This window comes from Streptomyces sp. NPDC043878, from assembly GCF_056435735.1.
The window spans coordinates 26,029-48,829 of the sequence record NZ_JBWKDW010000040.1; the positions used below are offsets into that span (position 1 = coordinate 26,029).

Here is a 22,801-nt window from a genome sequence, read left to right on the forward strand (position 1 = left end):
AAGAAGAAGATGCAACTACCGTCCGCGCCCCCCCCCCCCCCCCCCCCCCCCCCCCCCCCCCCCCCCCCCCCCCCCCCCCCCCCCCCCCCCCCCCCCCCCCCCCACGGTCCCCCCTCGGTTCCCCCACCTCTAGGGTGTATCCACCCGCCCCGGTCCATTCACCCGTCCGGGCAGGCGCTCGGAGTGAACCGAGGGAGCGGAAGGGGGCGCGTTCGCCACGAGATCTGTCCCGCCGATCACCCCGCGCCTACCGTCGAGCACAGGCACGGATGTACGGCGGGAGGTTCGACCATGACGGCACGTGACCCCCGTACCGGGGGCGGACCCCGGACGCCGGAGGGCGGGCGGCCGGTGTGGGACTTCGCCGGTACCGGCAACCGGGCCAATTTCCAGGCCGAGGACCGCTCCAGGCCGACAGGGCGTGGGAGTGGCTGCTCCCAGGACACAGCCTCGCAGCCCGACGACTTCCCTGGGCCCGACTCCTCCCGCACCGCGGCTTCCCGGACCGTCACTTCCCCGGCTGGCGCCTCTCGCACCGCGGCTTCGCGGACCGCCGCCTCCCCCTCCCTGGGCGCCTCGCGCCACCGTGCCGAGGACGACCGTGCCGGGGACGACCGTGCCGGGGACGACCGTGCCGGGGACGACCGTGTTGAGGACGACCGTGCCGGGCACGAGCCCACCGTGGACGACCACCGCGACCGGGCCCGGCAGAGCCTCGACGACGTCGTCGTACGCCTCCACGACCTGGCCGGACGGCCTCGCGGCGCGGGCTTCGTCGCCGACCACGACGGCACGGTGATCACCAGTCACGAGGCCGTGGACGGTCTGCGCCGGCTCGTGCTCAGCGCCGCCGGCGACCGCAGCTGTGTCGTGACCGCCGACGAGGTCACCCCCCTGCCCGGGCTGGACCTCGCCCTCGTCCGCACCCAGGGCCTCGGGGTGGACCCGCTCCCCGTCACCGCGCGGGACCGGATCGACACCGGCACCTACGTACGCATCGCCGCCGGCGGCTGGCGCGAGGCGCGCGTGCTGGGCGCGACCGACGTGACGTACACCGCCACCGACCGCTTCCACCACCTCGGCGACGCCCTGGAGCTGGCGATCGGTACGACCGGCCGGGACGCCCTGCGGCTCGGCGGCGGAGCGGCCGGGGGACCGGTGCTCGACGCCCTGACCGGTGCCGTCGTCGGGGTACTCGGCACCGCCCTGCGCTGCGGCTCCCGCGACACCGGCTTCGCCGTGCCCCTGCCCCGCACCGCGGGTCCGCTCGCCGACCTCCTCGCCCGCAACGCGGCGACGGTGCCCGCCTACGGCGCCGACCTGAACCTGGCCGGCGTACTGGAACTGACGGCCACCTCCCTCGCCCAGGACGGACCGCCCGGTGCGCCCGAGGTCCGCGCGGGCGACGGGCCGCCGGGGCCGGCCGAATCCGCCGCGCCCGTCGCACCCGTCGAACGACCGGATGTCACCGCGGAGTTCACCGCCTTCCTGCGGGGACGCGCCGCCGTCCTCGGCCTCGTCGGAGCACCCGGCAGCGGCCGTACGACGGAACTCGCGTCCCTCGCCGCCCGCCGGCACCGGAGTGCGAACCCCGCCCCCACCCTGTGGCTGCGCGGCGCCGACCTGGCAGGTGACGACGGCTCGGTGGCGGACGCGGCGGGCCGTGCGCTGACCCGGGCGACACGGATCGTCGCGGCCTCCCGGTCCGCCCTGCCCGCCGACCTCGGCGACCTCACCCCGCACCGCCTGGCCCGCCTCGCCCGCACGGCCGGGCGGCCCCTGCTCCTCCTCCTCGACGGCCCCGAGGAGATGCCGTCCGCCCTGGCGCACCGCCTGCCGGCGTGGACCGCCGCGACGGCGCAGTGGCTGCGGGACACAGGAGCACGCCTGGTGGTGGCCTGCCGGCCGGAGTCCTGGGAGGAGGCGGCGGCCGGATTCCCGGCCGCCGCGGTGTACGGCGGTCGTGCCGGGGAGGTCGCGGTTGCGGTTGGCGGTGCGGTGTACGGCGGCCGTGCCGGGGAGGTCGCGGTTGCGGTCGGCGGTGCGGTGTGCGGCGGTTGCGGCGGGGAGGACGCGGCTCCGGGCCCCGGTGCGGTGTGCGGCGGTCGTGCTGGAGAGGAGACGGCTTCGGGCCTCGGGGCGGTGTGCGGCGGTTGCGGCGGGGAGGTCGCGGCTCCGGGCCCCCGCGCGGTGCACGCCGGTCGCGCCGAAGGGTCCACGCCCCCACCTCCCGACGCGGTGGACGCCGGCCGTGCCGAGGGCTTCACCGCGTCACCTCCCGAGGAGGTGCACGGCGGCCGCGCCGGGGACCTCACCGCTTCCGTCCCGGCGCGCGCGGTGTCGCCGGTCCCGCCCGCCGTTCACCTGGGCGACCTGCGGGAACCTGAGGCCCGCCAGGCCCGTGCCCGGTACGGCATCCCCGAGAACGCCCTGCGCGGCGCCGATGCCCGCCACCCCCTCACCCTCCGCCTGCTCTCCGAGGTCCGCGCCGCTCTCCCCGGGCAGCCCGGGACCCACGCCGCGCCGGTCGACCGCGACGACGTCTTCTCCGCCCACCTGGACCTGATCTGCCTGCGCGTCGCCGTACGGCTCGCGGCCGCCGGCGGCCTGCGCGGCACCGCCGTCCGCCGGCTCGCCGCCAAGGTCGCCGGGCAGGTCCACGAGGCCGCCCGGCGCAGCCTCGGACCCGGACCGGCGGAGCTGGACCCGGTGACGTTCGAGATGCTGTTCCCCTGGGGTGCGGCCCCCGCGCGGCTCGGCGGCGGCACCGGCTGGGCCTCCGCCGTCCTCACCGAGGGCCTCCTGGTCCCCGCGGGCAGCGGCTACCGCTTCGGCCACGAGGAACTCGCCGACTGGCTCCAGGGCACGCACCTCGACCTGGACGCCGCACTGCGCGCCCTGGTCCACCGCCGCACCCCGCCGCACGACACGCACCCCCACCCGGTCCCGCACCACCGCATCGGTTCCGTCGTACAGGCCCTGCTGTTCCTCGCGCGCCAGCAGGGCACGCCTCAACTGGCCCTACGGCTGGAGGAGTTGGTGTACGCGCTGGACACCGACCCGGACTCCTGGTGGGCCCTGCGGCTGCTCGCCGAGACCCTGTCACGGGTGCCCGACGCCACGCCGTACACGGACGTCCTGCGCCTGCTGGCCGAACGGCTCGCCGAGTTCGGCCGGCGCGACCGCCCGCCGCCGGCCGAGTTCGGCCCCGCCTTCTGGACCGCCCTGTCCCTCCCGGACGACATCCGCCTCGACCTGCTGCGCCGCCTGCTCCTCGCCGACGGTCCGCCCGCGCCCACCGCCCCGCCCGCGCCCATCGCCCAGCCGTCCGGCACCGCCCCGCCCGCGCCCATCGCCCAGCCGTCCGGCACGGTCCCGCTGTCCGGCACCGCCCCGCCCGCGCCCACTGTCCAGCCGTCCGTCACCGCCCAGCCCCGCTTCCTCGACGCCGTCGCCGCGCTCCTCGCCACCGACCCCGTCGCCGTACAACCGCATCTGGTGCGTTGGTTCGACGACGAGCGTCCGCTGCCCGCCACCCCGCACGCGACGGTGGCGAAGGCCGCGCAGGCGCTGCTGCACACCCACCGGCACCGGGCCCTGGACGCCCTGACGGAGGTGCTCGCCGACAGCGCCCACCCCCGGGCCGACGAACTGCTCGCCGTCCTCGCGGAGGACGAACCGTCCGCCGTCTGCCGGGCCGTGGACCGGTGGGCGCACGACGAGCGGCCGGAGCGGCGGGCGGCGGCGGTCACCCACGCGCTGCGCGCCGCACCCCGGGCACGCGCCGACGCCGACCGCGAACTGCTCCGCCACGCCGCCCTCACCCTGCTCGCCCGCCCCGCCGACCGCGCTCTGCACGGCGGCGCGCTCGCCCTCCTGGTCCGCGATCCGCACACCCGCGCGCGTCATCTCCCGCGGGCGCTCGGTCACTTCGCGGACGGCGACCCGCTGTTCCCGCCGAGCGCGCTGGCAGCCGCCCTGCCCACCCACCAGGACCCGGTCCTGGACGCCTTCCGGGCCCGCCTGCGCCGTCCGGGCGCCCGGACGGCGCTGCGCACCCTCGCCGATGTCACGACGCCCGCGCTGGCCGGCCGCGTCGCCGACCTGGTGCGGGAGGCGGTGGCGGAGCTGCCGGAGACCGCCGTCCACCTCGCCGCGTACCTCGACCGGCGCCTCGACCAGGGCCCCGCCGCCAGAGCCGTCCTCCTGCCGCTGGTCACCGGACTGCTGGACGGCGGCCCGCAACCGGCGCGCGCCGCGCTCGCCGCCGTACTCGCCGCGCCCGGCGCCCCCGCCTCCCGGCCCCTGCGCCACGAACTCCTCGACGTCCTGCTGGCCCACGAGCACGATCCGGCCGTCCTGGACGCGCTGCTGCGCACCGCCGTCGAGGGCACGGCGGCCCGGGACGCTGCCGGACTGCGCGACCTCGTCCGGCGCACCGGCCTGCTCCTGGTCCGCACCCCGGACGGGGCGACCCGCCTCGACTGCGGTCTCGTCGACCTGGCCCGCCAGGTTCCCGGCTTCGCCGCCCTCCTCGCGGGCTGGCTGTCCGACGCTCCGCACGAGTGGGCGGCGGTGCTGGGACCCGGCGCCCGCCGGATGATCGAGAACCTCGCGGGCGTACGCGTCCCCGCCTGACCGGCTCCGGGCGCGTGCGAACCGTCACAGCCTCCATGCCGATGCGGGACGCGGCCATCCGGCATGGCACCCTTAGACCTGCGTAAGAGGCAGACACGGACACGGGTTCGACGAGCATGCGACGAGGAGCGAACACAGTGCAGCGCTGGCGTGGCTTGGAGGACATCCCCCAGGACTGGGGACGCAGCGTCGTCACCATCGGCTCCTACGACGGGGTCCACCGCGGGCACCAGCTGATCATCCGGCACACGGTGGAACGCGCCCGTGAACTCGGCGTGCACTCCGTCGTCGTCACCTTCGACCCGCACCCCAGCGAGGTCGTCCGCCCGGGCAGCCACCCGCCGCTGCTCGCCCCGCACCACCGCCGCGCCGAACTCATGGCGGACCTGGGCGTGGACGCCGTGCTGATCCTGCCCTTCACCACCGAGTTCTCGAAGCTGTCCCCGGCCGACTTCGTCGTCAAGGTCCTGGTCGACAAACTGCACGCCAAGGCGGCCGTCGAAGGCCCCAACTTCCGCTTCGGCCACAAGGCCGCGGGCAACGTCGAGTTCCTGGCCGAGCAGGGCAAGACCTACGACTTCGACGTCGAGGTCGTCGACCTGTACGTGTCGGGCGAGGCGGGCGGCGGCGAACCCTTCTCCTCGACCCTGACCCGGCGCCTGGTCGGCGAGGGCGACGTCGAGGGGGCCGCCGAGATCCTGGGCCGCCCGCACCGGGTCGAGGGCGTGGTCGTCCGCGGCGCCCAGCGCGGCCGCGAGCTGGGCTTCCCCACGGCGAACGTGGAGACCCTCCCGCACACCGCGATCCCGGCCGACGGCGTCTACGCCGGCTGGCTGCACGCCGACGGTGAGGCCATGCCGGCCGCGATCTCCGTCGGCACCAACCCGCAGTTCGACGGCACCGAGCGCACGGTGGAGGCGTACGCCATCGACCGGGTGGGACTGGACCTGTACGGCCTGCACGTGGCCGTCGACTTCCTCGCCTTCGTGCGGGGGCAGGCGAAGTTCGACTCCATCGACGCGCTGCTGGAACAGATGGCGGCGGACGTCAAGCGCTGCCGTGAGCTGATCGCGGTGTCCACGCCTCCGTCCGCGTCCCTGTCTCCGTCTCCGTCCGCCGAGTAGCCGTAAACCGAGCGGCTGAGCACGCGAAAGGGCGGCCGGTGCCTGTAGGCACCGGCCGCCCTTTCGCATTGCCTGCCCCCGGGGGGCAGGCGGTGGCGTCAGTGCTGCTGAGGGGGCTGGGGGGCGGGCGGCGGCGGGGCCTGCGGGTGGCCGGCGGGCGGGGCGGCCGGGGGGCCCGGCTGTGCCGGCTGAGCCGTCTGTCCTTGCTGGGCCCGGGGGCCGGGTTGCGCCGGCTGCCCGGGCTGTGCGGGCTGTCCCGGCTGTGAGGGCTGGCCCGGCTGTGAGGGCTGGCCCGCCGGCGGGTACGGGTGGCCGCCGGCCTGGGGGTAGGGCTGCCCCGGCTGGGGATACGGCGGCTGACCGGGCTGCGGGTGCGGCTGGGCGTACGGCTGTCCGGGCTGGGGGTGCTGGGGCTGCTGCGGGGGGTACGGTCCCGGCTGGGCGGGGATGTGCTGGCCCGGCACCTGCTGTCCGGGGAACTGCGGGACCTGCTGCCCGGGGGCCTGCTGTCCGGGCAGCGGCGGGGCGGCCACCGGGGGCGGGTTGCCGTCCGAGGTCCACAGGCCGTGCGCCTGCTGGTGCCGGACGAAGTCCTCGGCGACCATCGCGGCGAGGTTGAAGTACGCCTCCCGCACCTTCGGCCGCATCATGTCGAGGTCGACCTCCGCACCGGCGGCCAGGTGTTCGTCGAACGGCACGGTGATGACACCCCGGCACCGCGTCTCGAAGTGGCTGACGATGTCGTCCACCTTGATCATCTTGCCGGTCTCGCGGACACCCGAGATGACGGTGAGGGACCGTGAGACGAGATCGGCGTACCCGTGCGCCGACAGCCAGTCCAGCGTCGTACTGGCGCTGCTCGCACCGTCCACGGACGGCGTCGAGATGATGATCAGCTGGTCGGCCAGGTCCAGCACCCCGCGCATGGCGCTGTAGAGGAGGCCGGTGCCCGAGTCGGTCAGGATGATCGGGTACTGCCTGCCGAGCACGTCGATCGCGCGCCGGTAGTCCTCGTCGTTGAAGGTCGTGGAGACGGCCGGGTCCACGTCGTTGGCGATGATCTCCAGACCGGAGGACGCCTGGGAGGTGAACCGCCGGATGTCCATGTACGAGTTGAGGTACGGGATCGCCTGGACGAGGTCGCGGATGGTGGCCCCGGTCTCGCGTCGCACCCGGCGGCCGAGCGTACCGGCGTCCGGGTTGGCGTCGATCGCGAGGATCTTGTCCTGCCGCTCGGTGGCGAGCGTGGAGCCCAGCGCGGTGGTGGTCGTCGTCTTGCCGACGCCGCCCTTGAGGCTGATCACGGCGATCCGGTAGCAGGACAGAACGGGCGTCCGGATCAGGTCGAGCTTCCGGTGCCGCTCGGCCTCCTCCTTCTTCCCGCCGATCTTGAAGCGCGAGGAGGCGGCGGCGGGCCGGGTGCTCTTCGTCTTCTGCTTCTTGTTGTTGAGCAACCGGTCGGAGGACAGCTCCACTGCGGCCGTGTAACCGAGCGGCGCGGCACCGGGGTTGGTCATCTGCCGCTGGTCGTGCTGTATGGGCTGCGGCCAGGCGGCACCCAGCCGCGGGTCCACGGGCGGCTGCGGCTGCTGAGGCTGCGCCTGGTGTGCCGGGGGCTGCGCCTCCGCGTGGGGGTGCGGGGGAGCGGGCTGCTGCGGGAAACCCTGACGGGCTTCCGGTGCGGGGGTGGACGGGATCGGGCCCTGGGGCTGCGACTGGGGCTGGGGCTGTGCCTGATGGGGCACGGCGGGGTGCGGTTGCGGCTGTCCGTAGGGCTGTGGCTGCGGCTGTCCCTGGGGTGCGGGAGGTTGCGGGAAGCCGTAACCGCCGGGCTGCGGGAAGCCGTAGCCGGTCTGCGGGTTGGGGGTGGGCGCGGTGCCGGGCTGCGGGAAGCCGTACCCGCTGGGCGTGTTGGGGTCGGCCGGTGCCTGCGGTGCCGGGGGGGTGGGGTCCGGCTGGGCGTGCGGGTACGCGGATGCCGGTCCGCCGGGCTGCGGGAAGCCGTAGCCGGTCTGCGGGTTGGGGGCGGGCGCCGTGCCTGGCTGCGGGAAGCCGTACCCGCTGGGCGTGTTGGGGTCGGCCGGTGCCTGCGGCGCCTGCGGTGCCTGCGGTGCCGGGGGGGTGGGGTCCGGCTGGGCGTGCGGGTACGCGGATGCCGGGCCGCCGGGCCGCGGGAAGCCGTAGCCCGCTTGCGCGTTGGGGGCGGGCGCGGTGCCGGGCTGCGGGAAGCCGTAGCCGGTCTGCGGGTCGGGTGCGACGGGCGTGGCATACGGCTGCGGGGCCGGCGGCTGCTGCGCGGCACCCGGCTGCTGGACGCCGGGAGCGGGCTGCGGCGCGGCCGGCGGGTTCCAGGCCGCGGGCGCGGGCTGGGGCGCCTGAGGCTGGAAGGCGGGCTGCTGCGGCGGAACGGGCGGCTGCGCCTGAGCGGCGGCGGGCTGCGGCTGCGACTGCGGCTGCGGCTGCGACGGGGGCAGAAGTGATGGGGCAGGCTCGGCCGGCTGCGGCTGCACCGGCCACTGGGCGGCCGGCGCCGGCGCGGCGGGTTCGTACGAGGGCGGCAACGGCGGAAGCCCACCCTGGGGCGCCGGTGAGGGAGTCCAGGCCGGAGGAGGCTGGGGAGCACTGTCGCTCGGGGAAGGACCATCCTGGGGGCCGTCGCCCTGCACGCCCTCTTCGGGTACGACATCGGAGGGGGCCGCGTCGGGCCGTACGTCCGGAGCCTGGGCGTCGTCCTGAACCCGTGCGTCATGCCGGGCCTCGTCCGCGCCCTCCGCCTCGGCTTCCGGCGCGGTCTGCGCGCCGGAGTCCTCGCTGGTCTCCTCGACGGTCCCGGACGCGGCGGCACCATCCTCCGGCGCTGAGGCCGGCTCCGCGGTTTCGGCTACGGCATCGTCCTGGACGCCGGTGGCGACGACCAAGCCCTCACCGGACTCGGAGGGCCCGTCCTGGTCCTCCTCGCTATCCGCCTCGGCGGTATCGGAATCGGCGGCGGGTTCGTCCACGTCGGCCTCGTGAGCCGCCGCACCGGTCTCCGTCACGACCTCGTCGTCACGGCCACCGACCTCGCCACCGGCCTCGGTGTCGGCCTCAACCTCGGCCTGAACCTGAACCTGTGCCTCTGCCTCTGCCTCTGTCTCTGCCTCCGGACGTTCGTCCGGCGCGGCGTTCTCACCCTCGACGGCGGCCGCCCGGTCCGCGACCTCCCGCTTCAGCGCGACGGGGGAGATCCGCATGGTGGCGCCGCTCTCCAGGTCACCGTCCTCCGCATCGGGCTCCTCGGGCACCGAGGAGGCCGGAGCCGCGGGAACGACGGGAGCGACCGGCGGAGCCGGCGGGTTCCACTGCTGCTGGAATCCGCCAACAGGCATGCCCGGTACGGCCGAAGGGGAGGCGGGCGCGGCCGGAGCCGCTTCGCCGTGTTCCTCGGCCCGCCGGCCCTGCGGCTCGAAGCCGCTCCCCACCGGCAGCCGGGGCACGGCCACCGGCCCCCCGGCCGGCGGGGCGGGCGGCGTGAACGGAGCCCCGGGCGCCGGCGCCGGAGGTGTGTAGGGCGCCCCGGGCGCGGGCGGAGGCTGAGGGGGAGAGAAAGGCAGCCCGGGAGCGGGAGCCGGAACGGACGCCGGCCCCGCGGCCGGAGCGGAGGGTGCCGCCGGAGGAGCGACCGGAGCCGCCGGGGCGGCGGGCCGCGTGTGGACCGGCGGAGCCAGCCCGGGCAACGGCGGACCCGGCACGTTCAGAGGACCCGGAGCACCCGGCACCCGTGGACCCGGCACCTCCGCCTTCGCATCCTTCGGCTCCTCCGGCACGCCGGAGTCCCCGGCGTCCTGCGCATCGCCGGGATTCCCCGAATCCGCCGAGCCCTCCGACGCGTTCTGCGTGTACCAGGCGGGCGGCGCGTAGTCGATGGTGAACTCGCCCGTCGTCTCGACGGCCGACTCCGCGTCGGGCTGGTCATCGCCGGGTGTGGCCCAGCCCCCGCGGATGCCGTCCCGATCGCTGCTCACAGTTCCTCCTGGTGTGGTCGAGCACCCTCATGCCGTGCTGGGGCGACCAGTTGCTTGTCGTCCGTCGTCGTTCGAGGTCGTCCGATCCGCCGGCTCTCCCCCTGAGGCACCGACACCCGGTTCGCGGATGTGGCGACGCGCCCGCTCCCAGCCTAATCACCACGGACCCCAACCCGGCAGGCCCGTCCACCCCTCAGCGTCCGCCCGCCACGGCACAACCTGCCCAGAAAGGGCGTATGGAGCTCTCTCGCCAGGGCGCAAACCGGTCGGAAGACGAAACAAGCCAACCACAAGTAACCTGAACGTCCTTACACCGCAACGACGTTGATAAGGAGAACCCGCGACGGCCATCACCCGCTGAATCGAGACACCCGCCACCGAGCCCTGCGCCGACCGGCACCCCCACACCGGCCGTGTCCACTCCGACCGGCACATCCACGCGGGCCGTATCCACGCCGACCGGCACCCCCACCCCGACCCCCACACCATGTGCGACGCCCACCCCGACCGGTACCCCCACCCCGCCGCCCCATCTACCCCGCCCCGGACAGCGACAAGCGCCCGGCTCCACCGACGGGTGACTCACCGCCGTGGAACGGGCGCGACTCTCACGGGTGAGACGTGAGCCCGCCCGGCCGGCTCACGCCCCACCCCCTCTTCACTTCTCTTCCTCTGCTCTACTTCCGTGTGACGCGCGCCGGCTACTCCGCCGAGGCGCCTCCACCATGCGCCACACTCTGTGGCGTTGACGTCACTTCAGGTGACGATCCCTGTGGTGCCGGTTCGAGATCGAACTCACCGTCCCGCGCGCCGAGCACGAAGGCCCGCCACTCCGCCTCCGTGTACCGCAGCACCGTGTCCGGGTCGAGCGAGGACCGCATGGCGACGGCGCCGTCGGGCAGGTAGGCGATCTCCACCCGCTCCTCGTGCTCCTCGGTGCCCGGGGCGCTCTGCCACTCGACGCCGGAGATGTCGAGGGCGTACAGCTCGTCCCGCTCCCGCTCCTTGCGTGCCCTGAGTTCCCTGTCGTCGGCGTCGGCCATCGCGGCTCCGATCCTTCCGTCTGTCCCAACTGGCTGGGAGGCCACCCTACTTGCCCCTCTTCGCCCTGCTCAGGGGTTTATGGATGTACGTGCCTCGCGGGCGGCCGGCGACCCCCGGCAACCGGGTCCTGCCCAGGCTGGTACCCTGAGTGACGGCCGTTTGTGTACGCACCCCTGGAGCTCGGCGCTCTGGAGGCCGCGCCCATCGGATCCCCGCCTCCCGAGTAACGGAAGCTCCCCCGAGACCAAGACCGGGGGCACTCGGCGGCTTTCACAAGACTACGAGGAGTACGCGTGCCGCTCGACGCCGCTACGAAGAAGCAGATCATCACCGAGTTCGGCCAGAAGGAGGGCGACACCGGCTCCCCCGAGGTCCAGGTCGCCATGCTCTCGCGCCGGATCTCGGACCTGACCGAGCACCTCAAGACCCACAAGCACGACCACCACTCCCGTCGTGGTCTGCTGATCCTGGTCGGTCAGCGCCGCCGCCTGCTGCAGTACCTGGCCAAGAAGGACATCCAGCGCTTCCGTGCGCTGGTCGAGCGTCTCGGCATCCGCCGCGGCGCCGCGGGCGCCAAGTAAGACACGTGAGGGGAGCGGTTCCCACCTTCGAAGGGGGCCGCTCCCTTTTGCTGTACGTGCGGAGTGCCGCCACCCCTTTGTAGTGTGGTAGCACAACGCGAAACGCAGGACGCACGACAACGCAGTACGCACGACAACGCAGTACGCACGACACAGAGTGAGGGACGCCCACCCGCACGGGTAGGGCGACCTCACGAGACGAACGAGGAGAAGCGCACCTCGCCGCCGCCGGTCCTCGGTAGTGGCGCCCGGGAGGAAGTGAACCCCGGGTGCTTCGATCGAAGACCGGCCCGCACCAGACGGAGCGCCTCTCCGCAAACGTCCCCCTGCCACACGGGCAAGGAGGGACGAAGACGAGGAGAAAACACTAGTGGAGAACGAGACCCACTACGCCGAGGCCGTCATCGACAACGGCTCCTTCGGCACCCGCACCATCCGCTTCGAGACGGGCCGCCTGGCCAGGCAGGCCGCCGGCTCCGCCGTGGCGTACCTGGACGACGACACCATGGTGCTGTCGGCCACCACGGCCTCCAAGAAGCCCAAGGAAAATCTCGACTTCTTCCCCCTCACGGTGGACGTCGAGGAGCGGATGTACGCCGCCGGCAAGATCCCCGGCAGCTTCTTCCGCCGCGAGGGCCGTCCCTCCGAGGACGCCATCCTCACCTGTCGCCTGATCGACCGCCCGTTGCGCCCGTCCTTCAAGAAGGGCCTGCGCAACGAGATCCAGGTCGTCGCGACGATCATGGCGCTCAACCCCGACCACCTGTACGACGTCGTGGCGATCAACGCCGCCTCCGCGTCCACCCAGCTGGCCGGCCTGCCCTTCTCCGGCCCGATCGGCGGCGTCCGCGTCGCGCTGATCAACGGCCAGTGGGTCGCGTTCCCGACGCACACCGAGCTCGAGGACGCCGTCTTCGACATGGTCGTCGCCGGTCGCGTCCTGGAGGACGGCGACGTCGCGATCATGATGGTCGAGGCCGAGGCCACCGAGAAGACCATCCAGCTGGTCGCGGGCGGCGCCGAGGCGCCGACCGAGGAGGTCGTCGCCTCCGGTCTGGACGCCGCGAAGCCCTTCATCAAGGTGCTCTGCAAGGCCCAGGCCGACCTCGCCGCCAAGGCCGCCAAGCCGACCGGCGAGTTCCCGGTGTTCCTCGACTACCAGGACGACGTCCTGGAGGCGCTCACCGCCGCGGTCAAGAGCGAGCTCTCCCAGGCGCTCACCATCGCCGGCAAGCAGGAGCGCGAGGCCGAGCTGGACCGCGTCAAGGAGATCGCCGCCGAGAAGCTGCTCCCGCAGTTCGAGGGCCGCGAGAAGGAGATCTCCGCCGCGTACCGCTCGCTGACCAAGTCCCTGGTCCGTGAGCGCGTCATCAAGGACAAGGTCCGCATCGACGGCCGCGGCGTCACGGACATCCGTACGCTCGCCGCCGAGGTCGAGGCCATCCCGCGCGTGCACGGTTCGGCGCTGTTCGAGCGTGGCGAGACCCAGATCCTGGGCGTCACCACCCTGAACATGCTCCGGATGGAGCAGCAGCTGGACACCCTCTCCCCGGTGACCCGCAAGCGCTACATGCACAACTACAACTTCCCGCCGTACTCCGTCGGTGAGACCGGGCGCGTCGGCTCCCCCAAGCGCCGCGAGATCGGCCATGGCGCCCTCGCCGAGCGCGCCATCGTGCCGGTGCTGCCGACGCGCGAGGAGTTCCCCTACGCGATCCGCCAGGTGTCCGAGGCCCTCGGCTCCAACGGTTCGACGTCGATGGGCTCGGTCTGCGCCTCCACCATGTCGCTGCTGAACGCCGGTGTGCCGCTGAAGGCCCCCGTCGCTGGTATCGCCATGGGCCTGATCTCCCAGGAGATCAACGGCGAGACGCACTACGTCGCCCTCACCGACATCCTCGGTGCGGAGGACGCCTTCGGCGACATGGACTTCAAGGTCGCCGGCACCAAGGAGTTCGTCACCGCCCTCCAGCTCGACACCAAGCTGGACGGCATCCCGGCCTCCGTCCTGGCCGCGGCCCTCAAGCAGGCCCGTGACGCCCGCCTCCACATCCTCGACGTGATGATGGAAGCGATCGACACGCCGGACGAGATGTCCCCCAACGCCCCGCGGATCATCACCGTCAAGATCCCCGTGGACAAGATCGGTGAGGTCATCGGCCCCAAGGGCAAGATGATCAACCAGATCCAGGAGGACACCGGCGCCGACATCACGATCGAGGACGACGGCACCATCTACATCGGTGCCCAGCAGGGCTCGCAGGCCGAGGCCGCGCGCGCCACGATCAACTCGATCGCCAACCCGACCATGCCGGAGGTCGGCGAGCGCTACCTGGGCACCGTCGTGAAGACGACGACCTTCGGCGCGTTCGTGTCGCTGCTCCCGGGCAAGGACGGTCTGCTGCACATCTCGCAGATCCGCAAGCTCGCCGGCGGCAAGCGCGTGGAGAACGTCGAGGACGTGGTCGGCGTGGGCTCCAAGGTCCAGGTCGAGATCGCCGAGATCGACTCCCGCGGCAAGCTCTCCCTCATCCCCGTGATCGAGGGCGAAGGCGACGACGAGAAGAAGGACGACACCGACCAGTGACGTCGAGCAGCTCCACGGCGACGGCCCGCACCTCCTCGGAGGCGCGGGCCGTCGCCCGTACCCAAACCCTCGTCAAGGGCACGGCCGGCATCGGTGTCGTCCGCAAGACGACACTCCCCGGCGGCCTGCGCGTCGTCACGGAGACCCTGCCGTCGGTGCGCTCGGCGACCTTCGGCATCTGGGCGCACGTCGGCTCCCGCGACGAGACCCCCACGCTGAACGGCGCCACGCACTACCTGGAGCACCTGCTCTTCAAGGGCACCTCCCGGCGCAGCGCCCTGGACATCTCCTCCGCCGTGGACGCGGTCGGCGGCGAGATGAACGCGTTCACGGCCAAGGAGTACACGTGCTACTACGCGCGTGTCCTCGACACCGACCTCCCCCTCGCCATCGACGTCGTCTGCGACATGCTCACCGGCTCCCTGATCCGCGAGGAGGACGTCGACGTCGAACGCGGCGCGATCCTCGAGGAGATCGCGATGACCGAGGACGACCCGGGCGACTGCGTGCACGACCTGTTCGCGCACACCATGTTCGGCGACAACCCGCTCGGCCGCCCGGTCCTCGGCACCGTCGACACCGTCAACGCCCTCACCGCCGACCGCATCCGCCGCTTCTACAAGAAGCACTACGACCCGACGCACCTCGTGGTGGCCGCCGCCGGCAACATCGACCACCACAAGGTCGTACGACAGGTCCGGGCAGCCTTCGAGAAGGCCGGCGCGCTGCGGAACCAGGAGGCCGAGCCCATCGCCCCGCGCGAGGGCCGGCGGGCGCTGCGCACCGCGGGCCGGGTCGAACTGGTCGGCCGCAAGACCGAGCAGGCCCACGTCGTGCTCGGCATGCCGGGCCTGGCCCGCACCGACGAGCGCCGCTGGGCGCTCGGTGTGCTGAACACGGCCCTCGGCGGCGGCATGTCCTCCCGTCTCTTCCAGGAGGTCCGCGAGAAGCGCGGCCTGGCCTACAGCGTGTACTCCTACACCTCGGGCTTCGCCGACTGCGGCCTGTTCGGCGTGTACGCCGGCTGCCGGCCGAGCCAGGTGCACGACGTGCTGAAGATCTGCCGCGACGAGCTGGACCAGGTCGCCGAGAACGGTCTCTCCGACGACGAGATCGGCCGCGCCATCGGCCAGCTCAGGGGCTCCACGGTCCTGGGCCTGGAGGACACCGGCGCGCTGATGAACCGTATCGGCAAGAGCGAACTGTGCTGGGGCGAGCAGATGTCCGTGGACGACATGCTGGCCCGCATCGCCTCGGTCACCCCCGACGAGGTGCGTGCGGTCGCCCGCGAGATCCTGGGACAGCGGCCCTCGCTGTCGGTCATCGGCCCGCTCAAGGACAAGCAGGCCGCCCGTCTGCACGACGCCGTCGCCTGATCCCTCCGGTTAAGGAAGCAAGAAGATGAGCAAGCTGCGCGTGGCGGTCCTCGGTGCGAACGGCCGTATCGGCTCCGAGGCCGTACGAGCCGTCGAGGCGGCCGAGGACATGGAGCTGGTGGCCGCGCTCGGCCGGGGCGACACGCTGGAGACGCTGACCGGGGCGGGCGCCCAGGTCGCGGTCGAGCTGACCACCCCGGACTCGGTCATGGGCAACCTCGAGTTCTGCGTCGACCACGGCATCCACGCGGTCGTCGGCACCACGGGCTGGACCGACGAACGCCTCGCGCGGCTGCGGGACCGGCTGGACCGGTCCCCGGAGACGGGCGTGCTCATCGCGCCCAACTTCTCCATCGGGGCCGTCCTCACCATGAAGTTCGCGCAGATCGCCGCGCCCTGGTTCGAGTCCGTCGAGGTCGTCGAGCTGCACCACCCGAACAAGGTGGACGCGCCCAGCGGCACGGCCACCCGCACCGCGCAGCTCATCGCGGAGGCCCGGGCGAAGGCGGGTTCCGCCCCGGCCCCGGACGCCACGGCGACCGCGCTGGACGGCGCCCGCGGCGCGAACGTCGACGGCGTGCCGGTCCACGCGATCCGCCTGCGCGGCCTGCTGGCGCACCAGGAGGTCCTGCTGGGCGGCGAGGGCGAGACCCTCACGGTCCGTCACGACTCCCTGCACCACAGCAGCTTCATGCCGGGCATCCTGCTCGGTGTCCGCCGCGTGGTGACCACTCCGGGCCTCACCTTCGGCCTGGAACACTTCCTGGACCTGAACTGAGCCCCTGACCCATGCGCGCGAAACTCTCCTACGCCGTCACGGCCGCCGTCCTGGTCTTCTACTTCGTCCTGGTCGGCAGCCGCGGTGTCCTGCTCATCCAGGCGGGCACCCTGCTGACCGTCACCTTCGGCGTCGCGGTCCTGATCCTGCCGCTGATCGGCCTGTGGTTCCTGTGGAAGAACACCCGGTTCGTCCGCCGGGCCAACGCCCTCGCCGCCGAACTCGACGCCGAGGGCGGCCTGCCCGTGGACGAGCTGAAGCGGACCCCGGGCGGCCGTATCGACCGCGACTCGGCCGACGAGGTCTTCGCCCTGCGCAAGGCGGAAACGGAGGCGGCTCCCGACGACTGGCGCAGCTGGTTCCGTCTCGCCGTCGCCTACCACGACGCCCGGGACACCCCGCGCGCCCGCAAGGCGATGCAGCGGGCGATCGCCCTGCACGACGGCAGACCGGTCCAGGTCTGAGGCCCACGATCCCACCCGTGGGCCGTAACCCGAAGGGGCCGTAAGCAGAAGCGACCGTAAACCGAAGGGGCCGGCCCGCAGCAGTGCGGGCCGGCCCCTTCGTGTCGCCGCCGGTGCGGGACGCGGTCAGCCCCGCCGGTACTCCTCGCCCCACGCCTCGATCGCGTCCGCCGCCCGGTCGAAGGCCGTGTCACGCGCCAGGAAGTCCGCGTTGTGCGTGGTCAACAGCGGCGGTACGTCGTTCGCGGCGCGGTCCGAGCGGACGAGCAGCAGGGCCTGTCCCTGGACCGCGCGGGGCAGTCCCAGCCAGCGCACCGGCTGCTGAACGGTCCGTACGGTCACCACCCGCTCCCAGGGCACCGTGCGCGTGTGGAGGAAGCCGACGTGGCGCAGGCCGCGGGCGCTCACCCACACGCCCGCGCGCAGCATGCGCAGGGCACCGGCGATGACCGCCAGCGCGATCCCGAACACCACACCGGCCTCGGAGACCGACCCGGTCAGCGCGATGACGACCGCGGCGAACAGCACGTACGAGGCGAGCAGCAGCAGCAGCGCGGCGACGCCCACCCGCCACGGGCCGGGACGGTAGGGGCGCCGCCAGCGGTCGCGGTCCTCGAAGGGCAGCGCGACGTCGTCTTCCGCCGCCTCGAACGCGCGGTCGGCCGTCAGGAAGGGCAGGGGCACGACGGGTCCTCACTCAATCCGTGCAGGGGGCTGTGCCCGGTGAGGTTATCGACCTGTGTCCCCGCTCACCACCCTCGGGGGGCCGGATGGAGTCACATCCGGCGCCGGACGCGGCCTAGTGCCCCTGGGACGCCTGTGACTGCTGGGTTCCCGTCGACGACTGGTCGGCGGACAGGGCCGGCATGCCGAGGGCGAGAGAGCCCACGAGACCGGCTACGACGGTGAGGCCGAGCAGCCAGCGTCCCGCCAGCTGGCCGCGGGGGACCCGGTCGCGGGGCGGGGGAGTGACATTGCTGCGGAACCTGTCGGCCTCGGCGAGGAAGGCGAACGGTACGGGCTCGCGCCGGCGAAACATGGTGACGGGCTTCTCCTGTCGTGGATCGAACGGACATCTGTCATCAACACAGACGAGCGGCCACCCCGAAAGGTGCCCGCTTTCCCCGAATTCGCAGGAGTTCGCCGAATTATGTCGCGGCCCGGCAGTGATCGCCGTGTTGTCGGTGCCGGGCCGTAGAGTGGGCGCCGCCCGAGCGAGCCATGGAAGGACCCTCCGAGCTGTGACCGACACCCCCGCCGACCACCTCAAGCCCAGCTTCCGCAGTGACGTCACCGTCGAACTGGTCAAGCACACCGCGTCCGACGCCGACGTGCTCTTCGCCGCCCGCGTCTCGACCGTCGGTGAGCAGTCCCTGGACGAGCTGGGCAAGGACCCCGAGCGCTCCAAGGGGCTGATCAACTACCTGATGCGGGACCGGCACGGCAGCCCGTTCGAGCACAACTCGATGACGTTCTTCGTCAGCGCCCCGATCTTCGTCTTCCGCGAGTTCATGCGCCACCGGGTGGGCTGGTGTGTCGCCGGCGACACCGAGATCACGCTGGTGAGCGAAGCGGGAAAGGTCCGCCGCCGCTCGATCGAGGACCTGTACCAGCTGTGGCACCTCGGCGCCGAGGACCGTCTGCCGCACTCGGCGGGCGGTGTGACGTGGCACGCCGGCGCGCAGAAGTGGGCGGCCCGGGTCCATGGCGAGGTGACCGACCACTACCTCGGGCTGTACGACAGCCGGGAGGCGGCGGACTCCGCCGTCGCGGAATTCCGCGAACAGCACCCGGCGACCCGGCTGCCCAGGCTCGAACCCGTCCGGCGCACCCAGGTGCGGTGCTACGACGAGGAGACGCTGACGGCCCGGAGCGGACGGATCCTCGACGTCATCCAGTCGGGCGTCAAGCCGCTGATCAGGATCACCACCGCCGCAGGCAGGGTTCTCCGCTCCACCGTCGACCATGCCGTGCTCACCCCGGACGGCTGGCGGAAGGCCGGTGAACTCGCGGTCGGGGACGCGGTGATGACCGCGGGCCCGGCACCCCACCCTTCGCAGCAGCCGGTTCCCCCCAGCCTCCACCGGGGTGTGGGCGTCTGGACCTCGATGCAGCGCGATCGCCTGATCGGCGACACCGACACCTGCCACCTGTGCGGAGAGTCGTTCCCGCGCGAGCACCTCGCACTCGATCACGTCGTCCCCGTGGCCGAGGACCTCACCCGTGCGCTCGACGAGCGGAACCTCGCCCCCGCGTGTGAGCCCTGCCACGCGGCGAAGAGCGCCGAGGAGCACAAGCTCGCAGGGCACGCCGGCGAGACCGCCGTGGCCGTGCCCGATCCGGTCGTGTCCATCGAGGACGACGGCGAGGAGATGACCTACGACCTCACCGTGGAAGGGCCCTGGCACAACTTCCTGGCTGGCGGCGTCGTCGTCCACAACTCCTACAACGAGGAGTCCGGCCGGTACCGCGAGCTCCAGCCCGTCTTCTACGTCCCCGGTGAGGACCGCAAGCTGGTCCAGCAGGGGCGCCCCGGCAAGTACGAGTTCGTGCCGGGCACCGAGACGCAGCAGGCGATCATGGAGCGTTCCATGCAGGAGTCGTACGTCCAGGCGTACGAGCGCTACCAGGAGATGCTCGCCGCCGGCGTCGCCCGCGAGGTCGCCCGCGCGGTCCTGCCGGTGGGCCTCTTCTCCTCGATGTACGCCACCTGCAACGCCCGTTCGCTGATGCACTTCCTGGGGCTGCGCACCCAGCACGAGCTGGCGAAGGTCCCGTCCTTCCCGCAGCGGGAGATCGAGATGGTCGGCGAGAAGATGGAGGCCGCGTGGGCCGAGCTCATGCCGCTCACCCACGCCGCCTTCAACGCGAACGGGCGCGTGGCGCCCTGACGCACCTCCGTTCCCCGGTCGGGCACAGATGTACGGGTCAGCCTCGGGAGGTGTCCGTATTGCGGCATTTGGAGAAGTTCATCTAGCCTGATCAAACGGACCCGGCACTGCTTGAACCCCCGAGCAGGCAGTGCCGGGTTCCACCTTTGTCGCGACTTGTCGCCCTTCCCTGGGGCAGACCCCGCCCTGAGCAGCGAGTAGCGTGTTACCCATGGCTCCGACCTCCACTCCGCAGACCCCCTTCGGGCGGGTCCTCACCGCCATGGTCACGCCCTTCACGGCGGACGGCGCGCTCGACCTCGACGGCGCGCAGCGGCTCGCAACCCATCTGGTGGACGCAGGCAACGACGGCCTGGTCATCAACGGCACCACCGGCGAGTCGCCCACCACCAGCGACGCGGAGAAATCGGATCTGGTACGAGCCGTCCTGGAGGCCGTCGGCGACCGGGCCCACGTCGTCGCGGGCGTCGGCACCAATGACACCCACCACAGCGTCGAACTCGCCCGTACCGCCGAACGGGTGGGCGCGCACGGCCTGCTGGTCGTCACGCCGTACTACAACAAGCCCCCGCAGGAGGGCCTGTACCGTCACTTCACGGCCGTCGCCGACGCCACCGGGCTGCCGGTCATGCTCTACGACATCCCCGGCCGCAGCGGTGTCCCGATCAACACCGAGACCCTCGTGCGACTCGCCGAGCACCCGCGGATCGTGGCCAACAAGGACGCCAAGGGCGACCTCGGCCGCGCGAGCTGGGCCATCGCCCGCTCCGGCCTCGCCTGGTACTCCGGCGACGACATGCTGAACCTGCCCCTCCTCTCGGTGGGCGCGGTCGGCTTCGTCTCGGTCGTCGGCCACCTCGTCACCCCCGAGCTGCGCGCCCTGGTCGAGGCGTACACCGCCGGCGACGTCCAGAAGGCGACCGAGATCCACCAGCGGCTGCTTCCCGTCTACACGGGTATGTTCCGCACTCAGGGCGTCATGACCACCAAGGCCGCGCTGACCCTGCAGGGACTGCCCGCCGGGCCGCTGCGCCCGCCCATGGCGGAGCTCGCGCCCGACGAGACCGAGCAGCTCAAGATCGATCTTGCCGCTGGCGGGGTACAGCTTTGACACCAGACTTCGCACGACCCCACGCGTAACCGTTTCTCACAACTGAACAAAGCAGCCCACAACGGTCTGCGTCCACCACGACAACTGCGTCTGCACGAACGTCACGCGCGCCACGTGCCCCATCGGCACGTGGCGCGCGTGGTGAGGAGAGTCTTTTGAGTCATCCGCACCCTGAACTCGGCCCGCCCCCGCCGCTGCCGGACAACGGCCTGCGCGTCACCCCGCTCGGCGGTCTTGGCGAGATCGGCCGCAACATGACGGTCTTCGAGTACGGCGGCCGCCTGCTCATCGTCGACTGCGGCGTCCTCTTCCCCGAGGAGGAGCAGCCCGGCATCGACCTGATCCTGCCGGACTTCTCGTCCATCAGGGACCGCCTCGGTGACATCGAGGGCATCGTCCTCACCCACGGCCACGAGGACCACATCGGCGGCGTCCCCTTCCTGCTCCGGGAGAAGCCGGACATCCCGCTGATCGGCTCCAAGCTGACCCTCGCCCTGATCGAGGCGAAGCTCCAGGAGCACCGCATCCGGCCGTACACCCTCGAAGTGGTGGAGGGGAACCGCGAGCGCATCGGCCCCTTCGACTGCGAGTTCGTCGCGGTCAACCACTCCATCCCGGACGCCCTGGCCGTCGCCATCCGCACCCCCGCCGGCATGGTGGTGCACACGGGCGACTTCAAGATGGACCAGCTTCCGCTGGACAACCGCCTGACCGACCTGCACGCATTCGCGCGGCTGAGCGAGGAGGGCATCGACCTCCTGCTCTCCGACTCGACGAACGCCGAGGTCCCGGGCTTCGTCCCGCCCGAGCGGGACATCTCCAACGTCCTGCGCCAGGTCTTCGCCGGCGCCCAGAAGCGGATCATCGTGGCGAGCTTCGCCAGCCACGTCCACCGCATCCAGCAGATCCTGGACGCGGCTCACGAGTACGGCCGACGGGTCGCCTTCGTCGGCCGTTCGATGGTCCGGAACATGGGCATCGCGCGGGACCTGGGCTATCTGAAGGTCCCGCCGGGCCTCGTCGTGGACGTCAAGACGCTCGACGACCTGCCTGATCACGACGTGGTCCTGGTCTGCACGGGCTCCCAGGGCGAGCCGATGGCCGCCCTCTCCCGGATGGCCAACAGGGACCACCAGATCCGCATTGTCGAGGGCGACACGGTCATCCTGGCGTCGTCGCTGATCCCGGGCAACGAGAACGCGGTCTACCGCGTGATCAACGGCCTGACCCGCTGGGGTGCGAACGTCATCCACAAGGGCAACGCCAAGGTCCACGTCTCGGGTCACGCCTCCGCGGGCGAGCTGCTGTACTTCTACAACATCTGCCGCCCGAAGAACCTGATGCCGGTCCACGGCGAGTGGCGCCATCTGCGGGCCAACGCGGAACTGGGCGCCCTGACCGGCGTCCCGCACGACCGGATCGTCATCGCCGAGGACGGCGTGGCCGTCGACCTCGTCGGCGGCAAGGCCCGGATCTCCGGCAAGGTCCAGGCGGGATACGTGTACGTCGACGGCCTCTCGGTCGGTGACGTGGGTGAGCCGGCCCTCAAGGACCGCAAGATCCTGGGCGACGAGGGCATCATCTCGGTGTTCCTCGTCATCGACTCGTCCACCGGCAAGATCACCGGCGGTCCGCACATCCAGGCCCGCGGCTCGGGCATCGACGACTCCGCCTTCGGCGACGTCATCCCGAAGATCACCGAAGTGCTGGAGCGCACGGCCCAGGACGGTGTCATGGAGCCCCGCCAGCTCCAGCAGCTCATCCGTCGCACGCTCGGCAAGTGGGTCTCCGACACCTATCGGCGCAGGCCGATGATCCTCCCGGTCGTCGTCGAGGTCTGACCGCGCACGACCCGTCGTACGCGTGAACTCGGAGCGGGGCACCTCGATTTGCATCGGGGCGCCCCGCTCCAGTACGTTTACGTCTCCGCCTGAACGGGAAGGCCGGACGCTTCGAGCGCCGGATCCGGACCGCAGGGGGTGGAAATTCCGACTCAGAACTTCTGATAAAGTCGGAGCCGCCGGAAAGGGAAACGCGAAAGCGGAAACCTGGAAAGCGCCGAGGAAATCGGATACGGAAACGGTCTGATAGAGTCGGAAACGCAAGATCGAAGGGAAGCGCCCGGAGGAAAGCCGCGAGAGAGTCTCTCGGGTGAGTACAAAGGAAGCGTCCGTTCCTTGAGAACTCAACAGCGTGCCAAAAA

Annotated in this window: 13 protein-coding genes and 4 pseudogenes; 12 read left to right on the forward strand and 5 right to left on the reverse strand. The window is 72.2% G+C overall.

All coding sequences use genetic code 11. The annotated features are described in order from the left end of the window. Positions 1–681: 681 nt before the first annotated feature. Positions 682–4,638 carry a trypsin-like peptidase domain-containing protein gene (locus AC07AZ_RS35960; protein ID WP_478854965.1) on the forward strand — a complete coding sequence of 1,319 codons (3,957 nt, stop codon included), beginning with the start codon at positions 682–684 and terminating at the stop codon, positions 4,636–4,638. A 137-nt stretch (positions 4,639–4,775) separates the two neighbouring features. Further along, a complete protein-coding gene (locus AC07AZ_RS35965) occupies positions 4,776–5,762 on the forward strand; it encodes a bifunctional riboflavin kinase/FAD synthetase (RefSeq protein WP_478854966.1) in 987 nt (328 codons plus the stop codon). A gap of 98 nt (positions 5,763–5,860) precedes the next feature. Here AC07AZ_RS35965 and AC07AZ_RS35970 read toward each other — a convergent pair whose 3' ends face one another. The 3 genes and pseudogenes from AC07AZ_RS35970 to AC07AZ_RS35980 form a co-directional block, all read right to left on the reverse strand. Continuing rightward, positions 5,861–9,130 carry a MinD/ParA family ATP-binding protein gene (locus AC07AZ_RS35970; RefSeq protein ID WP_478854977.1) on the reverse strand — a complete coding sequence of 1,090 codons (3,270 nt, stop codon included), beginning with the start codon at positions 9,128–9,130 and terminating at the stop codon, positions 5,861–5,863. Between the two features lie 507 nt (positions 9,131–9,637). After that, a pseudogene (locus tag AC07AZ_RS35975) lies at positions 9,638–9,766 on the reverse strand (SCO5717 family growth-regulating ATPase); the annotation flags it as partial. A 701-nt stretch (positions 9,767–10,467) separates the two neighbouring features. Next, complete coding sequence (locus AC07AZ_RS35980) at positions 10,468–10,809, reverse strand: DUF397 domain-containing protein (RefSeq protein ID WP_478854967.1); 342 nt, start codon at positions 10,807–10,809, stop codon at positions 10,468–10,470. Positions 10,810–11,103: 294 nt separating this feature from the next. Here AC07AZ_RS35980 and rpsO point away from each other — a divergent pair, with 294 nt between their 5' ends. The 5 genes from rpsO to AC07AZ_RS36005 all read left to right on the forward strand — a co-directional run bounded on the left by rpsO (position 11,104) and on the right by AC07AZ_RS36005 (position 16,596). Further along, on the forward strand, positions 11,104–11,391 hold the full coding sequence (gene rpsO / locus AC07AZ_RS35985) for a 30S ribosomal protein S15 (protein WP_286065081.1): 288 nt from the start codon (positions 11,104–11,106) through the stop codon (positions 11,389–11,391). Between the two features lie 370 nt (positions 11,392–11,761). After that, positions 11,762–13,978: a polyribonucleotide nucleotidyltransferase gene (locus AC07AZ_RS35990; RefSeq protein ID WP_478854968.1), complete on the forward strand. Its 2,217-nt coding sequence runs from the start codon at positions 11,762–11,764 to the stop codon at positions 13,976–13,978. Beyond that, entirely contained in the window at positions 13,975–15,354 is a 1,380-nt protein-coding gene (locus AC07AZ_RS35995; RefSeq protein WP_478854969.1) for a M16 family metallopeptidase, read from the forward strand. Before AC07AZ_RS35990 ends, AC07AZ_RS35995 begins: the two co-directional genes overlap by 4 nt. A gap of 25 nt (positions 15,355–15,379) precedes the next feature. Continuing rightward, on the forward strand, positions 15,380–16,132 hold the full coding sequence (dapB, locus tag AC07AZ_RS36000) for a 4-hydroxy-tetrahydrodipicolinate reductase (RefSeq protein WP_478854970.1): 753 nt from the start codon (positions 15,380–15,382) through the stop codon (positions 16,130–16,132). Positions 16,133–16,143: 11 nt separating this feature from the next. After that, the gene (locus AC07AZ_RS36005) at positions 16,144–16,596 is read left to right on the forward strand and encodes a tetratricopeptide repeat protein (protein ID WP_478854971.1); all 453 of its coding nucleotides are present in this window, start codon (positions 16,144–16,146) and stop codon (positions 16,594–16,596) included. A 126-nt stretch (positions 16,597–16,722) separates the two neighbouring features. Here the strand turns inward: AC07AZ_RS36005 and AC07AZ_RS36010 are convergent, their stop codons facing one another. Both AC07AZ_RS36010 and AC07AZ_RS36015 read right to left on the reverse strand, forming a co-directional pair. Then, positions 16,723–17,280 (reverse strand): hypothetical protein, encoded by a 558-nt coding sequence (locus tag AC07AZ_RS36010; protein ID WP_478854972.1) that lies wholly within the window; start codon positions 17,278–17,280, stop codon positions 16,723–16,725. Between the two features lie 115 nt (positions 17,281–17,395). Continuing rightward, the gene (locus AC07AZ_RS36015) at positions 17,396–17,635 is read right to left on the reverse strand and encodes a hypothetical protein (RefSeq protein WP_478854973.1); all 240 of its coding nucleotides are present in this window, start codon (positions 17,633–17,635) and stop codon (positions 17,396–17,398) included. Positions 17,636–17,837: 202 nt separating this feature from the next. Between AC07AZ_RS36015 and AC07AZ_RS36020 the strand changes: the two are divergent. The 5 genes and pseudogenes from AC07AZ_RS36020 to AC07AZ_RS36040 form a co-directional block, all read left to right on the forward strand. Further along, a pseudogene (locus AC07AZ_RS36020) lies at positions 17,838–18,128 on the forward strand (FAD-dependent thymidylate synthase); the annotation flags it as partial. Continuing rightward, positions 18,108–19,034 (forward strand): annotated as a pseudogene (locus AC07AZ_RS36025) (HNH endonuclease); the annotation flags it as partial. The pseudogenes AC07AZ_RS36020 and AC07AZ_RS36025, both read left to right, overlap by 21 nt. 3 nt (positions 19,035–19,037) lie before the next feature. Next, positions 19,038–19,487: pseudogene (gene thyX, locus AC07AZ_RS36030) on the forward strand (FAD-dependent thymidylate synthase); the annotation flags it as partial. A gap of 211 nt (positions 19,488–19,698) precedes the next feature. Further along, positions 19,699–20,598, forward strand: coding sequence for a 4-hydroxy-tetrahydrodipicolinate synthase (gene dapA / locus AC07AZ_RS36035; RefSeq protein WP_478854974.1), 900 nt, complete (start codon positions 19,699–19,701; stop codon positions 20,596–20,598). A 155-nt stretch (positions 20,599–20,753) separates the two neighbouring features. Then, positions 20,754–22,439 carry a ribonuclease J gene (locus AC07AZ_RS36040; protein ID WP_478854975.1) on the forward strand — a complete coding sequence of 562 codons (1,686 nt, stop codon included), beginning with the start codon at positions 20,754–20,756 and terminating at the stop codon, positions 22,437–22,439. Positions 22,440–22,801: the final 362 nt, after the last annotated feature.

What these genes read in the sequence shown, in the direction of transcription:
- AC07AZ_RS35970 (WP_478854977.1), bottom strand. Translation starts at nt 9,130, where the DNA reads ATGCCTGTTGGCGGATTCCAGCAGCAGTGGAACCCGCCGGCTCCGCCG.
- AC07AZ_RS35980 (WP_478854967.1), bottom strand. Translation starts at nt 10,809, where the DNA reads ATGGCCGACGCCGACGACAGGGAACTCAGGGCACGCAAGGAGCGGGAG.
- dapB (WP_478854970.1), top strand. Translation starts at nt 15,380, where the DNA reads ATGAGCAAGCTGCGCGTGGCGGTCCTCGGTGCGAACGGCCGTATCGGC.
- AC07AZ_RS36005 (WP_478854971.1), top strand. Translation starts at nt 16,144, where the DNA reads ATGCGCGCGAAACTCTCCTACGCCGTCACGGCCGCCGTCCTGGTCTTC.
- AC07AZ_RS36015 (WP_478854973.1), bottom strand. Translation starts at nt 17,635, where the DNA reads ATGTTTCGCCGGCGCGAGCCCGTACCGTTCGCCTTCCTCGCCGAGGCC.
- dapA (WP_478854974.1), top strand. Translation starts at nt 19,699, where the DNA reads ATGGCTCCGACCTCCACTCCGCAGACCCCCTTCGGGCGGGTCCTCACC.